The organism is Pseudomonas sp. AC172 (genome assembly GCF_979258595.1).
Map to the genome: position 1 here is coordinate 3003923 of NZ_OZ409868.1, position 15513 is coordinate 3019435.

The window sequence follows — 15513 nt, forward strand, 5'->3', positions numbered from 1 at the left end:
CTTAAGGCGTGTAAGAGTCGCTCTTGTCGAGGTTGCATATGCGACATAGTACTTGACCATTTTCTGGCGTACCCGAGCCGTTCTTCGATTTGGGAATGATATGGTCGATGTGCGCCTCATTGTCGGGAGGCCGTACTCCACGCTGATGCCGTACAGCATTGATTACATCCGACTCGCACAGCTCACAGGTCATCGCCCCGTGGCGTGACACGTTTTCCTCTTTTACTGCTTTTTTGCCTGCTGTCGTAAAATCTTTGCCTTTACGACTGCCGGGCGGGCTCATCGGCATCAGGCCGAAGGGATCAATCCACTCAACCGGGTTAGGCGTGTATTGGTAAAGATTCAAACCACCGTCATAGCTGATGGGATCTTTACTAATAAATCGCCCAACACCTGGATCGTAGTATCGATAGCGATTGTAATGCAGCCCTGTCTCATGATCGTGATACTGTCCCTGAAACCGGATCGGATTGGTCACGCCCTCCTGGGCAGCCGAAGCCGAGCGCTGTTCGCGTACCGCTCCCCAAGCCTTATACTGCGCACTCCAGGCAATCTCGCCATTCTGATCAGTCAGCTCCTGGGGCGTGCCCAGTTGATCGCACTGATACCAGCTCAGCACATCAATCGACGGCGCTGATGGTGTGTGACTCCACAGCGGATCTTCATCCAGGTTGTAGTCTTCGCCGTAGCTCGGTATGCCCGTCAAGTTGATTGAGTTGTGCGTTAGTGCCTGAGCCACAGGAATGAATGTGTTCGGTTCGAAGATATAGTGAACCGTCCTCCCCGCATCGCCATCATGCTGTGCAGGACTACTTTCCCAAGCGAGATTGTCGCCATCCCAACCGTATAGCGTGAAGCCACAGCCATTCTCACGCTGCATCCGCGCTTGTTCGCTCCGGTTCCACAGTGAGCCTGCTTCTGGGCGCTGCTTGTAATGCACATTCGAGTGTTTGAAGAGGCGGCGCCCCAACGCATCGTAGGCGTACTTGACCGACAACCGGGCGTCATCAAAATGCATCAGCCGATCGAACAAATCCCAGCGCATCTGACTGTAAGCGCCGTTATCCCAGCGTTTGATCTGGTTGCCGCGATCATCGTATTCGTAATGGGTGCCTGCGTATTCACGCAGCAGGTTGTCGAGCAGCTTGCTACGCCGTGGCGTTAGTTCCAATGGACGTTGAGACTCGGTGGATTTTTCGTCCAGCAAGTTGCCCGCCGGGTCGAAGGCGAAGGTCTCTACGCCCAGACGGCTGACAGCACTGAGCAACCTGCCAACAGGATCGTACCGATAAGAAAGCGCACCGCGACGACTGTCGTTGATGCCTGTTAGCTGGCTGCCAGCATCATAGGTGTAGTCGCGCTTGATCAGGATCGATCGATCATCACTTCTACCGAGCAGTTGCTCCTGCAGTTGCCCCACCGAATCCCATTTTTGCGCCTGTACCAGCCGGTTGCCCTGATGACGCAACACCTCGCGGTGCATGTCGTCCCGCTCATAACCGAGCAGTTCATGTTCATTGAGGCGAAGTGCCAGTAGATGACCGCTGCCGTAGGTCAGCCAACTTACCCGGTGGCCATCCGGGCGAATGGTCGCTATCCGCTGGTTAAGTACGTCGTACTCGTGCTGCCAGACCGCAACAACAGGTTTGTCCAGCCCCAGATAATATTGATGCTCGCGCACCAGGTTGCCCGTCGGGTCGTGGAACCATTGAACTCGGCTGTCTGCGTTGCTGGCAAGGATCAGGTTGCCTTTTCCGTCATACGCATAGGTTTCTGATTGCGACTCATCACCAAGACTCGCACAACGTTCAATCACGCGTTGCAGAGCGTCAAATTTAAAAGCAATGGTTCTTTCACCATCGGCAGTGCTGGACAGGCGACCTGTAACGAAGTCGTATTGATGACGCGTAATCCGACCGTCAAACCCTCTCTCTGTTAACAGACGACCTACAGGGTCATATTGAAATTGTGCAGATTGCTCGTTCTCGTTTTCCAGTGCCTGTAAACGACCTAATCGATCCCACCGGTAACGCAGTGTGTTTTCGGCCGCATCAACACGTTCAGAGACAAGCCCGACAGCGGTGTAACTCCAGGTCGTGCAGCGACCCAGCCCGTCAACATGCGCCAGCAATCGTCCTTCAGCATCGCGTTGAAAATGCTCTTCGGTCTTGTCCGGATGCTTGATAAGCGCTAGCTGGCCAGCTCTGTACTCATATTCGGTGCTTTGGCCTGATGCATCTATCGCACAAACCAACTGCCCACGCTGGTTGTATTCCCATGCACTGGTTTTTCCTGAGCAGTCGGTATATTTGACCAGGTGGCCGGCGTCATCGTACTCAAGTACTTTTTCATTTCCTGCAGCATCCTTAATCGCTATAGGAAGGCCGGTTTTGTCATAGGCATATTCAGTTTTATTGTTTAACGGGTCGACTGACTCGACTAGATTGCCACTGTCGTCGTAGGCCCGCTTCCACACGCCCCCGTCGGCATCCATGATCTTTATCAGTTGATCTTGATCGTCATAGGCGAAGTGCAGCGTTGAGTTATCCGCCCGGATATGCTCAAGCTTGTTGCCGCGTTCGTCGTAGCGATAACGATCTGTGGTGCCGTCCGTATGCACATGACGCACGACGTTTTTTGCTTCGTCGCGAAACAGCCACTCAGACAAGCCATCGGCATGCTGGATGCGATAGGTATATCCAAGGATGTCGTAATAGTGCCAGGTCTCGTTGCCGTAAGCGTCGGTGACGTAGGTCAGGCGGATGTTTTCGTCCCACTCCAGACGTGTGTCGAAACTGCCGTCATCGGCCCATTCGCGCACGGCTTTGGCCTTGGCGCTTGATCCGTCCCACTGCAGGTTCATGCCACGCCCGGTGCGGTCGGTGTAGCGGGTGATCAGGTGATGCTCGAACTGATACGACCAGACGGCACCGTTCTCGTCCTGCGCCTGAATCAGGTCGCCATAGGCGTCGTACTGGTAGGCGCAGAGCTGGCGCAGTGGTTCGCCGTCAACGATCTGCCAGAGGCCGATAAACCGGCCGTGCTCGTCGATCATCGTGCCGAGGTGCAAATGGACTTTGGTGAAGTCGTTTTCCTGATAGGTGATCAGGTCGGAGAGCAGCGAGTGTTCGCCGTGACGGTGCTCGTAATGCAGCATGATCCCGGCGCCGTTGCGCAGCGAGATATTGCTCAGCACAAAGCGCTGGCCACGGCGGACGTAGGTTTCCTTGCGTTCGAAACCACGGCACAGCAACAGCTGTTCTTCGCTGTTGCGGACCAGGGTGATGTTTTCGATGGCGTCGTAGTGGAACAGGCCGACTTTTGGCAGTGGGTAGCTGTGGTCGCGGCCGTCGGCGCCGTAGAACGTCAGCCCATCGTCCACGCAGTCGAAACGCGTGGTGAATTCGTTGATCCAGCGAGCACCGAGTTCACTCTGATCGTAGGCGCCGAGGCGGGAGTTGTAGGTGCGCGCCCATTCGATCGGGAAGGGGCCTGACAGGCTGAAATCGGTGTGGCTGAGGCTTTCCGAACCCAGGGCAAAGTTGATGCTACGACAGGTGCCCGGACAGGGGCCGTTCTTTCTCGGATTAGCCGCTTGAGCGGCCGGAGCCTGGAGACCTACGGCGCCCAGTCCGCCCTCCGAAGCCGTCCGCTTGGCTTGACTGGTCTGGTCCGGCTTAACTCCAGCGCTCTGCCCATGAGCATTGCGCTTACGCCAAAGAGTGACCGCACTGGATAAAATCAGCAGCAACCAGCCAATCGAGTTCTGAACCGATTCATCGTCCAGCTTGCTCAATTGAGTGCGTAACTCCGGGCCCATCGCCCGCAGCTTCGCGGTCTCGCCAGCAACCTTTTTCTTGATCTCATCAGGCAGCAGATGATCCGCCGCGCTATTGGCCAACCCTTTGCCTGCCGCTTTGTAGGCGCTGGAGGCGGCACCGAAAATATTGCCAATCGCCGCAAGTGGATCATTGAGTAACTGATCGCCGGCGGCACTGATCTGTTGACCGGCAGCCTGCGCATCCCCCTTGGCATCCAGCTTGCCATTGGCCACCGTGTCGAGACCTTTGGCGATTTCGTTGATGACGTCCTCTCCTAGCTTGCCAGCGTCCGCCAAAATCCCCGGCAGCTTACCTTTGGCCTGTTCAACGAAGTCATCGAGGGTGCCGATGATGGACTCGTTCAAGTGGCCGACCAGCACTTCGATCACCGAGGTACTAAGCAACGCCTTGCTGCTGGCTTTCATCTCCTGACGCACCAGAAACAGCGTCGGGCGCAGGGTCATGCGCGCCGCTGCCATCGACGGCGGCAAAGGCAATACGCCAATCAGGTTGATGCCCAGGCTGGCCCACGCGAGCAAATCGCGTTGCTTGGCGTTCGACAGGGTGACAATGTCACCCAGCGCATCGACCAACGCCATGATGTTGCCCACAACCGGCAAGGCGCCGGCGACGTTCTTGATCCGGTCGAGGGTGACCACACCACCGCTGGCCGATTGCAGCCAGGCATCAAAGGTTGCCGCACTGCTGGCGACGTCCTGAATGTCGATGGCATTGAGTGGAACGATGGCAACTTGAGGTTCACGTTTTACAGCAGCTACTTCAGTAGTCATGACAGCATCTCACCCGCCAACAGGCCCGGGGTTTTCAAGGAAGGTTTTGGCAGACTCGGTGTGGGCAGGCTCGGCAACTTGCCCGCCTTGCTCGCCGCCCCTAGAAGCCCCGAAGCACTCGGCATTGCGGCACTGGCAAGTTTCGGCAACCCGGCCACCCCGCCCTGCACCACGCCTTTCACTTGCTGCGCCGTTTGCATCGCGCCTTGCGCCGTCTGCATCGCACTCATCCCTGTTTGCGCCATGTCCTTGCCCTTCTCCAACATCTCCCAACTCTTGCTCGGCAAGACCTGCGCGACCATCGCCTGCACCTGACTCGGCACCTCTTCCGGCCCCGGTGGATTCAACGGCCATTCCGGCTTGCCGATGTAACTGCCATCGCTCCAGGTGTCCGCCGGATCCTTGCCGAACAGCACCCGCGCAGGCCCCGGTGCGGCGCCGGCGACACTGGCGAAACCCTTGCCGTCGAGCTTGCCCTTGATGCTTTTGCCCAAGGCATCGATGACTTCGTAATCGCCCTCTTTGATGCCCTGACGCCCGGCGTACTGGTTGAACAATTCCAGATTGCCCTTGCCCGGTTTCGGCGGTTCCGGGAATACTCCGGCCAAAGATTTCGCGCCGGTGTAGGCGAAGTTCGCCGCGTGCGCGGTGTACGGGCCGCTGGTGGCGTGGGTGATGCCGCCGGCGTTGTAGGTGGTGGCGCTGCCGCCGCCCTGGATCACCAGTTCGGTTTTTGCGGTGATGGTGATGCGGTCGGCGTTGGCGGTGATGTTGAGTTTGGCCAGCAGGTTGATGCTGTCCTTCAGGGCCCGCACGTCGATATCACCGGAGGCCGCGACCAGCCGCCAACCCATGCTTTGCACGAACAGACGCATGCCCCGACTGGCACTGGCCAGCAGGCGTTTGCCGATCGACAGGCTGGTGTGGCCGGTGCTGCTCAGCGCCAGGTGTTCGCCGGTGGCGATGTGGCTGGAGCGCGGCGTGGTCAGGGCAATGCCGGCCGGGCTGGCGAGGACCAGATGCGGCTCGGTGAACTCGGGGAATTCGTTGGCGGTGAGGTTCGCCGGTCCGCTGCCGAGTACGCCTTGATGCTGGGCGTGCAGCGCTTTGGCGACGTCGTCCTGATCACCGGCCTCTTGGGCTTGAAGCTCTTTAGCTTGCACGGCGAATCCGTCCTGCTGATCGCTGGCCGTGGCGAGGCGTTCAGCGGTTTCCGGCAGATCCTTGTGATGCTTGGATTCGTTTGGACGCGGCTCAGTGGTGATCAGCAGACCGGCCGCCGCACGCACCGCACCGTGGCGGTCGGTTCTTAATTCAAAACCTTCACCGCGCGGCTGGCCACCGCTCGGGCGCGGATGAGTCAGATAACCAAGGTTGATCGCACTCGCGCCGTGGTCGCTGCGCAGCGCGATGCTGATCTCACTGGTGGTGTCGTCGATGCGTAATTCGTTGGCGCGACTGCCCTTGTATTCCTTGCTCTTGACCGTCGCCAGCGTCTTGAAATCCGGCAGCTTGTACGGCGGCAGATTCGCGCCGTGGTACAGGCAGCCGGTGATCAGCGGCTGATCGGGATCGCCCTCAAGGAAAGTGATCAACACCTCCATGCCGACCCGTGGGATGTTGATCGAGCCAAAGGTCTCGGCCGCCCAGCTCGACGCGACGCGCATCCAGCAACTGGTCATGTCGTCGTGCTTGCCTTCGCGGTCCCAGAAGAACTGCACCTTCACCTGGCCGTACTGGTCGCAATAAATCTCTTCGCCTTCAGGGCCGCAAACCACCGCGCTTTGTGTGCCGAGGACTTTTGGTTTCGGGTGATCGAGCGGCGGACGATACGGCACGTCCCACGGAATCGCGCTGAAGCGGTTGCGGTAGCCCTGGTGGAAATCGTCTTTGTTGTCGGTGGTGTCGCTGGTCACCGACTCTTCGAGCACTTGCGGCTGCTTGCCTTCGTGGAAGATTTCGGTGAGCAGCCACAGGTCATTCCACGTCGGGTTGGCGTGGTCGGTCAGGGCGAGGAAATGCCCGCTGACCAGGATCGGCTGATCGCTGTTGCCCTCGGCCAGACGGTAGTCGCTGCGATGGCGTTCCAGCGCGCGATTGGCCAAGTGTTTACCGCGCTCGCGATCGACGAAACGGCCCGGGTAATCGTAGTCTTCGAGGTCCGGTTGCGCGCTGCTTTTGGCATCGCTTTCCAGCTCGATTTTCGGTTTGACGAAGTCGTAATCACGGCGCGTGGTGCGGCTGGTGCGGGTGGCCACGCGCAGGCCAAAACGCTTGACCACCGGTTTGTCGGCGACCAGTCCGGAATCCTGCTGATAGGCCACTGGCGCCAGTTTCGGGAACACCGTCTGGTCATCACCAAAGGTCAGCTTGTGGCCGCTGGACGTGTGCTGGAAGTGGTAGTGAATGCCCTCTTCTTCACACAGGCGCTGGATGAAGTCCAGGTCCGACTCGTCGTACTGCACGCAGTAAATGCGTTCGGGATAAATCGCGCTGAGCTGGAAGTGGTAATCGCTGGCGAGGATGCCGTGTTCTTCCAATACCTTGCTGATGATCTGCTGCACGGTCATCTGCTGGAAGATGCGCTGATTGACCCGGTGCGCGAGGTACGCCAGTTGCGGGCGCAGGGAAATCTTGTAGCGGGTCAGGCGCTTGCCCGCCTCGCCCTGGGCGATGCTGTAGACCAGCCCGTGAATGCCGCTGCCACTCGGCGACAGCTGAAGAAACGCCAGTTTGTGCAGCACGCTTTCGAGGTTGATCGAGGCCTTTTCGCTGACCAGTTCCAGCTCGAATTCGAACGGCGTATTGAGGGCCTCGCGACCGGTGAACGACAGCACCTGGAAATCGCTGTCGATGCCATCGACGGTCAGATTGAAATGAGGCTGGTTGGCCGGTGAGAACATCCCTTGTTCCTCGCGCAATGCTGCAACGCGCAACAGCCCGCTGCGGGGCTATTGGCAAAAATTCTTTAGAAGTGAGTGCGCCCCGACCAGCGATGCCGGCCGGGGCGGTACAACCATCAGCCGTGATTAAACGACTGGAGCACGCCAGTCATCGGAACCCGAAGTACCGGAGACTTCGTGAGTCCAGGTGATTTTGCGGTAGGTGAACTGCACTTCTTCCAGATGGGTGAAGTGCGCGTTGCCTGGATCCTGGCAGTTGTGCATTTTGTTGTTGATGGCGACGATGATCGCGTCTTCCAGTTTGGTGGTGTAGTAGTGCTCTTGAGTACCTTGCGCCGAAGTGCGGTACCACTGGATAACGATTTCGCTCATGCGCTCGCCGGAAGTCAGCGCCGCTTGCAGCAGTGGCGAAGCCTTGTCGTAGACCTTGGTGATGACCACTGGTTTGTGCACGCGCTGACCGGTTGGCTGACCGGATTGTGGGTCACGCGGGATGATCACGTCGTGGGTGAAAGCCTGCACCATGACCTGGTCTTCGTGGCCTTCCTGGTAGGTGTTGCCTACGGAGTCAGCGGTGAATGCGCCTGCAGTGATCAGGCCTTGTTTTTCGCCGGTAACCGACATGTACGCTGGTGTTGCCATGGGATGCTCTCCTTGCTTCAAAGACATACCTCTCAGGCACCATTGCCTGAAAAGGATGGCTATGCGCCATCAAGCTTCATGCCAGCTTTTATGCAACCCATACAGATCAAGGCCCCGAGCTCATCGATTGATTTTTTCCTGTGATCAAGCCAATGAAAAACAAGGGAAAGTGCGCAACTTCTTGCGCAGTGGTGTGCAAGAAGTTGCGCACTTGGCTGGAGGCTATGTGTTACGTGCCCTGCAGAGACTTACCCGGGTGAAAACTGGTAAGGCACTGCGCAACTTCTTGCGCACTTGTACGGGCAGATGAAGGAACCCCTGCGCTATCCTGCTGCCCACTAAAAGGTATCGACACATTCAGCAAGGAGGTTTGCATGCGTACCCTCGAACTGGCCGGCGTCCAGGTTCCGATCATTGGCCAAGGCACCTGGCGCATGGGTGAAGACCGCTCGGCGCACAAGCGTGAAGTGGCGGCGCTGCGCACGGGGATCGAGTTGGGCATGAGCCTGATCGACACGGCGGAAATGTACGCCGAGGGCGGCGCCGAAAGCGTGGTTGGCGAAGCCATTGCCGGCCTGCGCGATCAGGTGTTTCTGGTGAGCAAGGTCTACCCGCACAACGCCAGCCGCAAAGGCATCCCGCAGGCCTGCGAGCGCAGTCTGCGGCGGCTCGACACCGATTACATCGACCTCTATCTGCTGCACTGGCGCGGCCAGTATCCGCTGGAAGAAACAGTGGAAGCATTCGAACGATTGCGCGAGGACGGCAAGATCGGCCGTTGGGGCGTGTCGAACTTCGATGTCGATGATCTCGAAGAGCTGTCCAGCTCGGCCTGCGCGACCAATCAGGTTCTCTACAACCTTGAAGAGCGCGGCATCGAATTCGATCTGCTGCCGTGGTGCCAACACCAGCGCATGCCACTGATGGCCTACTGTCCGATCGGCCAGGGCGGTGCCATGCTCGCCGAGCCGGTGTTGAAAGAAATCGCCGCTCGTCACGGCGTAACCCCCGCACAGGTTTCGCTGGCGTGGATTCTGCGTCAGGATGGCGTGATTGCGATTCCCAAGGCTGTACGGCCGGAACACGTGCAACTCAATGCACAAGCCGCGCAACTGCAACTGGAGGCCGGGGATCTGGCGGCGCTGGACCAGGCGTTTCAAGCGCCACAACGCAAGCAGCGGCTGGCCATGGTCTGAGCCAGCGGCTGGCGAGGGCTTCGCGATGAGAAGCACTGATCAGTACGACCCGTTCAACCTGCAACGTTTTGTCCAGGCCCAGGATCCAGTGTTCGAGCGCGTGCAACGCGAGCTCAATGAGGGCCGCAAGCGCAGCCACTGGATGTGGTTTGTCTTCCCGCAGTTCGCCGGCCTGGGCGGCAGTGAAATGTCCCGGCGCTTCGCCATCGGCTCAGCCGAGGAAGCCCGGGCTTATCTGGCTCATGAGTTGCTCGGCGCACGGCTGCGCACCTGCACGCAGTTAGTGCTGAAGGTGCAACAGCGTTCTATCGCAGAAATTTTCGGCCATCCCGATGACCTGAAATTCCATTCTTCGATGACCCTGTTCGCCCAGTTTGCCGCTGAAGACAGCGTGTTCACACAAGCGCTGGAACGCTACTTCCACGGCATTCTCGATGAATGGACGTTGCAACTGCTCGACTCAAAACAGGCCCAGTTGCCCCCCGATCAGGGTTGAGAAATCGTCGTCGACAAACGGCAGAATCGCATCCGCCACCGGTTGCAGTTGCCGGGTGATGTAGTGGTCGTAGTCGATGGCGGCGCGGCGCACTTCCAGCGGTTCCGGGCCGGCCAGGGTGATGACGTAACTGATCCAGCCACCGTTCTGGTATTGCCGTGGTCGCCCGTGTTGTGCGTTGTAGTCGTCGGCCAACCGCGCCGCGCGCACATGCGGCGGCACGTTACGTTCGTAGTCGTCGAGGGTGCGGCGCAGGCGCTTGCGGTAGATCAGGCGATCATCGAATTCACCGGCGAGGGTTTTGCGCACGTAGTCGCGCACGTAATCCTGATAGGGCTTGCGCTGGAATATCCGCTCGTAGAGTTCCTGCTGGAATTGCCGGGCCAGCAGCGACCAGTCGGTGCGCACGGTTTCCAGGCCCTTGTAGACCATTTCATCGTTGCCGTCAGCGCGGGTGACGAGGCCGGCATAACGTTTTTTGCTGCCCTCCTCCGCGCCGCGAATGGTCGGCATCAGAAAGCGTTTGTAGTGAATTTCGAATTGCAGTTCGAGGGCGCTTTCCAGGCCGTATTCATCTCGCACATGCGCGCGCCACCAGTCGTTGACGTGCTTGACCAGCGCTTGACCGATGGCCGCCGCCTCTTCCTGTCCGTGCGGGCGACGCAGCCAGACGAACGTCGAGTCGGTGTCGCCATAGATCACCGCATGGCCCTGCTCTTCGATCAGCTTGCGCGTGCGCAGCATGATCTCGTGGCCGCGCAGTGTGATCGATGAGGCCAGCCGCGTATCGAAGAAGCGGCAGCCGCTGGAGCCGAGCACGCCGTAGAAGGCGTTCATGATGATTTTCAGAGCCTGCGACAGCGGCGCATTGTGTTCGCGCTTGGCGGTCTCACGACCCTGGGCAACGCGCGAGACGATCGACGGCAGGCAATGCCGGGTGCGCGAGAAACGCGCGCCACGGAAGCCCGGCACCGAGTCGGTATCGTCCGGGTGCTGCAAACCTTCGATCAGACCGACCGGGTCGATCAGAAAGGTACGAATGATTGATGGATAAAGGCTCTTGTAATCGAGCACCAGTACCGACTCATACAGGCCCGGTTGCGAGTCCATGACAAACCCGCCGGGGCTGGCCTGCGGCGGATTGGTGCCCAGGTTCGGCGCAACAAAACCCTGGCGATGCATCAACGGCATATACAGATGCGTGAACGCGGCCACCGAGCCACCGCTTCTATCCGCCGGCAGGCCGGTGACACTGGCACGCTCCAGCAAAAAGGTCAGAAGCTCGGTCTTGGCGAAGATCCGCGTGACCAGTTCGCAGTCCTTGAGGTTGTACTTGGCCAGCGCCGGTTTGTCCTCGGCGAACATGCGGTTGATTTCGTCCATGCGCTGGTACGGGTTGTCGATGGCTTTGCCTTCGCCGAGCAACGTCTGGGCGACGTTTTCCAGGCTGAACGAAGGGAAACTCCAGGTCGCTGAACGCAGGGATTCAATGCCGTCGATGATCAGCCGCCCCGCCGCCGAGGCGAAGTAGTGATTGCGGCTGCCGTGTTCGCGCCATTGCATCTCTTCGCCCCCACGACCGATCTTCAGCGGCACACCGAGGCGCCGTGCGTGTTCGTGAAGGATGCGCAGATCGAACTGCACGACGTTCCAGCCAATGATCGCGTCGGGGTCGTGGCGGGCGAACCAGTCGTTGAGTTTCTTCAGAATGATCGTGCGCGAGTCGCAGTATTCGAGGTCGAAATCGACAATGCTGTCATCGCCGTTCGGCGCGCCGAGCATGTACACCTGACGTTCACCGCAGCCTTCGAGGGCGATGGAATACAACTCGCCGGTTTCGGTGGTTTCGATGTCCAGCGAGACCAGCCTTAGCGTCGGCCGATATTTGGGGTCGGGTTTGAGCTGGGCGTTGAGCAATACGCCGTCGGCATCGGGCGTGCCGCTGAACCGCACCGGCGCGGTGATAAAACGCTCCATCAGGTAGCGTTCCGGCGGGCGTACGTCGGCCTCATAGACGTCGACATTGTTGCGGTTGAGCGCGGTTTCCAGGCGCATCAATTGGCCGTGTTGCTGGCAATACAAACCCAGCACCGGACGATGTTCGAAATCCTGCAGGGCCAGCGGGCGCAGTTCGACGTTCTTTTCGTCGTGCAGCAGGCGTTCGGCGGCTGCGCGCTGCACGGCGGGGATAAACGCCACCGACGGCTGATGCGGCAAACGCACACGGCGCGGCCCGGCGTCGGTCGCCAGCCAGAACTCGACTTCGGTGCCGGCCGGGGTATCGCGCCAATGCCGGGTCAGGACGAAGCCCTGCGGTAAATCCACCACTGCAACCTCAGGAATTGAATCAGAAGGGCATTCTACGCGGCATTGCGTGGGATGACCCTGACGATAAATCGGCGCCAACCACGGAAAAACCCGGCAAATGACGTTTTTTGCGTGCTATCTGCCGCTTTGCCACCTTGCCCTGCGCGCTTGCGTCTACGATGCTTGGATAACAACGACAACACCTGAGTAACCGCCATGAAGACCGTCGCCCAACTGCTCAAGCTCAAAGATCAGAAAAATCAGGAAGTGCACCAGATCAAACCTGATCACATGGTGCTCGAAGCGCTGATGAAGATGGCCGAAAAAAACGTCGGCGCCTTGCTCGTGGTCGAAGACGACAAAGTGGTCGGCATCATCAGCGAACGCGACTACGCGCGCAAACTGGTGCTGCATGGCCGCTCATCCGTGGGCACGCCGGTGCGCGACATCATGGTGGCGAACGTGATCACCGTCGATACCCATCAAACCGTCGACACCTGTCTGGGCATCATGTCGGACAAACGCCTGCGCCACTTGCCGGTGGTCGAGAACGGCAAGTTGATCGGTTTGCTGTCGATCGGTGACCTGGTCAAGGAGGCAATTGCCGAGCAGGCGGAGCTGATCAAGCAGCTGGAGCAGTACATCCGCGGGGAATAACTTTTCAGAATCATCCCCTAACCCAGTGGGAGCGAGCTTGCTCGCGAAAGTGGTGGGTCAGAATAACAAGCGTCGACTGACACTACGCTTTCGCGAGCAAGCTCGCTCCCACAGGGTTCTTTGGTGTTCAGGCGGGCCAATGCCGGGCGAAGACCGGCGCCAGCACCGGGTGCCGGTCAATCCGCTGTAACCACGCATAAAATCCCGGCCGCGTCTGGCGCAAATGCTCGCGGCTGCCCGCCCAGCGCGTCACCACCGCCGCCAGCACATCCAGCGCCCCCGGCGTTTCGTCATCCAGATACAACTCGGCAGAAAACTGATCGGCAAACACCTCCCAGCTCCAATGCAGCCGCTCGCGCGCACCGGCGACCAGATTCTGCCGTGAGGCTTCGTCGGGCATCAGCAGCCAGCGCTCCGGATAATCGATGACGCCGATCGCCGCATAGCAGTTGCTGACGATGTAGACCAGACCGCGAATGGCCTGATCACGATCATCCGCCCTGGCTGGCAGCAGGCCGGACTTGGGAAACGTCAGGCCCAGATGAATCAGGATCGCCGCGCTTTCGGTGATGGCGCTGCCGTCGGGCAGTTGCAAGGTCGGTATTTGCTTGAGTGGATTGAGCTGGGCCAGCGCCTCGGCGGCTTCAGTGCTGGCTTCGATATCAATGAAACGGTAAGCGATCTGGCACAGCTCCAGCGCCGCTTCGATGGCGGCTGCGCCTGAGTTTCTGTGCCCGTAGAGCTGGTACATATCCAATCCCCCCGAAAAGACCATTGCCACAGGGTAGATGGCTGTAGCGCGGGTGTAGAAAAAATCTGCCTGTGTATCGGTTTTGGCACGGTTTTCCCATGCACTCGCGACTTGCGAATTCAAACCTCGCAAAACAGCGCTGGCGGTGCCCATCCCGCACCAAGAGCAATCATCGAACGCTATCCGCGTTCTTGTAAGGTGCGATACCGAACCAAAAGTTCGCGTATCCGAGCTGGCAACAAGGAGTTCACCGCGTGAATCTTCAAACGCTCTGCCGCATCACAGCCTCTTTGCATGTATCCGTTCGCTGCCGAGTTCATCCGAACAGTCCCGGCTGCCTTCACACTTACTTTATTACCTGACACCTCGACAGCGCACTGCGTTCGGCAATGAATTATTGGCCGACGGCAGCGTGCTATTTATTTTTTAAATAAGACTCGGGCAGTTATTGCACAAACGCAGTGTGCATTGAACGACAGCAAGATTGTCGAACAATAACTTTCAGCGCCATTGCGAGTGCACCAAAACTGCTCCACGGGTTTGCACTATTCAATACTTAAAACAGTGATTCCATTTAAACAACAACAAGGAACATGCCCCGTGAGCCGCTAAAACATTGACCCGCACCAATTCAGTCCGCCGCGCACCAGCAAGTGCCTTGGCCGCCAGCTGCGCAGTCGCTCTATCCCGCCATCCCGCGTGATATGGCGCACAGCCTGACTCGCCTGTGAAAAAGCTCCCTCAACCGGAGTAACGGCAATCTGCGCGCCATGGAAAAACCATGACAAGGGTAAAACTTATATAAATGCGACATGGGTAACACTCATGAAATACGCACTCTACATTTCAGCAACATGTGGCACAGCGGTTGCTATGTGTAACAAGCATGAGACACCGACCGTTGTCTTGCGCAATAGAAGAACAACCAGGGAATGGCGAATGAACACTCGAAGTCGATGGCGCTAAGCCAGTAAGTTTGCACAAGCCTTAATAACCGGATAGTTCAACTATCGGCTTCTGCACACCTTGAAGAAAGTTGCACCCACCCACTCGAACATCCCCTGGATGTTCGGACGGCACCTTATTGCCCTTCATCAACCCGAGGGAGCTTTAATGAACGATGCGGTAAAGCACAGAACCCTGCCGGGGCCGTTGCGGGAAGCGCCAGTCCCGCCGCCACCGGGCAGGCCGGCGTTTAAAGCCAATACCTCGCAACCCGGTGGTTTGAATAAACAGCAGATGGTGTTGCTCGTGGCTGTGTCGGCGCTGATACATGGCGGCGCCTGGTGGTTTCTCCAGCAATCCAAGACAGAGCCATTGCCAACGCCGCCGCAGATTCCGGAAATGACCGTCGAGCTGACCAGCCCGACGCCACCGGCACCGCCCACCCCCGAACCGCCGCCACCGCCTCCTCCGCCGGAACCTGAACAACCGGTGGAAGACGAGGACGCGGTCAAGCCGCCGCCGAAACCGGTGGAGAAACCCAAGCCGATCGAAAAACCGAAACCGGTCGAGAAGCCGAAACCGGTGAAAAAGGTCGAGCCGCCGAAAGCGCCACCGGCCCCGGCGCAACCGGCTGCACCCGCTGCCCCGGCCACCCCGAGCGCACCGCCAGCCCCTGCCGCCGCACCCGGCCCGGTCAAGGAATCGGCAGCCGTTTCCGGTCTCGCCAGCCTCGGCAACCCGCCGCCGGAATACCCGTCGCTGGCACTGCGGCGCAACTGGGAAGGCAGCGTAGTGCTGCGCATTCAGGTGCTGGCCAACGGTCGCGCCGGCTCAGTGACCGTAACCAAATCCAGCGGCAAGCCGCAACTGGATGACGCCGCCGTTGCCGCCGTGAAGAACTGGAAGTTTATTCCGGCCAAACGCGGTGACACGCCGATCGACGGCTTCGCCACCCAGACCATCGATTTCAAATTGCCGCAATAACCGAACGCTCAATCAACGCA

Annotated in this window: 9 protein-coding genes; 4 read left to right on the forward strand and 5 right to left on the reverse strand. The window is 58.9% G+C overall.

Annotation, left to right across the window (positions count from 1 at the left end; genetic code table 11):
* Window position 1: 1 nt before the first annotated feature.
* The 3 genes from ACZ0A4_RS13440 to ACZ0A4_RS13450 form a co-directional block, all read right to left on the reverse strand.
* Window positions 2-4612, reverse strand: a complete 4611-nt coding sequence (locus tag ACZ0A4_RS13440; protein ID WP_463575110.1) for an RHS repeat-associated core domain-containing protein — start codon at window positions 4610-4612, stop codon at window positions 2-4.
* Entirely contained in the window at window positions 4609-7515 is a 2907-nt protein-coding gene (locus tag ACZ0A4_RS13445; RefSeq protein WP_463575111.1) for a type VI secretion system Vgr family protein, read from the reverse strand. Before ACZ0A4_RS13445 ends, ACZ0A4_RS13440 begins: the two co-directional genes overlap by 4 nt.
* A gap of 126 nt (window positions 7516-7641) precedes the next feature.
* Window positions 7642-8157, reverse strand: a complete 516-nt coding sequence (locus ACZ0A4_RS13450) for an Hcp family type VI secretion system effector (protein WP_007949952.1) — start codon at window positions 8155-8157, stop codon at window positions 7642-7644.
* Window positions 8158-8531: 374 nt separating this feature from the next.
* Here ACZ0A4_RS13450 and ACZ0A4_RS13455 point away from each other — a divergent pair, with 374 nt between their 5' ends.
* Window positions 8532-9353, forward strand: a complete 822-nt coding sequence (locus ACZ0A4_RS13455; RefSeq protein WP_463575112.1) for an aldo/keto reductase — start codon at window positions 8532-8534, stop codon at window positions 9351-9353.
* Window positions 9354-9378: 25 nt separating this feature from the next.
* Window positions 9379-9849 carry a DUF1810 domain-containing protein gene (locus ACZ0A4_RS13460; RefSeq protein ID WP_463575113.1) on the forward strand — a complete coding sequence of 157 codons (471 nt, stop codon included), beginning with the start codon at window positions 9379-9381 and terminating at the stop codon, window positions 9847-9849.
* Here ACZ0A4_RS13460 and ACZ0A4_RS13465 read toward each other — a convergent pair.
* Complete coding sequence (locus tag ACZ0A4_RS13465; RefSeq protein WP_463575114.1) at window positions 9814-12174, reverse strand: DNA polymerase II; 2361 nt, start codon at window positions 12172-12174, stop codon at window positions 9814-9816. The two genes, ACZ0A4_RS13460 and ACZ0A4_RS13465, sit on opposite strands and share 36 nt — an antisense overlap.
* A gap of 198 nt (window positions 12175-12372) precedes the next feature.
* Here ACZ0A4_RS13465 and ACZ0A4_RS13470 point away from each other — a divergent pair, with 198 nt between their 5' ends.
* Complete coding sequence (locus ACZ0A4_RS13470; protein WP_008084932.1) at window positions 12373-12813, forward strand: CBS domain-containing protein; 441 nt, start codon at window positions 12373-12375, stop codon at window positions 12811-12813.
* A 127-nt stretch (window positions 12814-12940) separates the two neighbouring features.
* On the opposite strand, the gene ACZ0A4_RS13475 is transcribed toward ACZ0A4_RS13470, so the two are convergent.
* The gene (locus ACZ0A4_RS13475; protein ID WP_463575115.1) at window positions 12941-13564 is read right to left on the reverse strand and encodes a glutathione S-transferase N-terminal domain-containing protein; all 624 of its coding nucleotides are present in this window, start codon (window positions 13562-13564) and stop codon (window positions 12941-12943) included.
* Between the two features lie 1113 nt (window positions 13565-14677).
* Here ACZ0A4_RS13475 and ACZ0A4_RS13480 point away from each other — a divergent pair.
* Window positions 14678-15493 carry an energy transducer TonB gene (locus ACZ0A4_RS13480; RefSeq protein ID WP_463575116.1) on the forward strand — a complete coding sequence of 272 codons (816 nt, stop codon included), beginning with the start codon at window positions 14678-14680 and terminating at the stop codon, window positions 15491-15493.
* The last annotated feature ends 20 nt before the right edge of the window (window positions 15494-15513 follow it).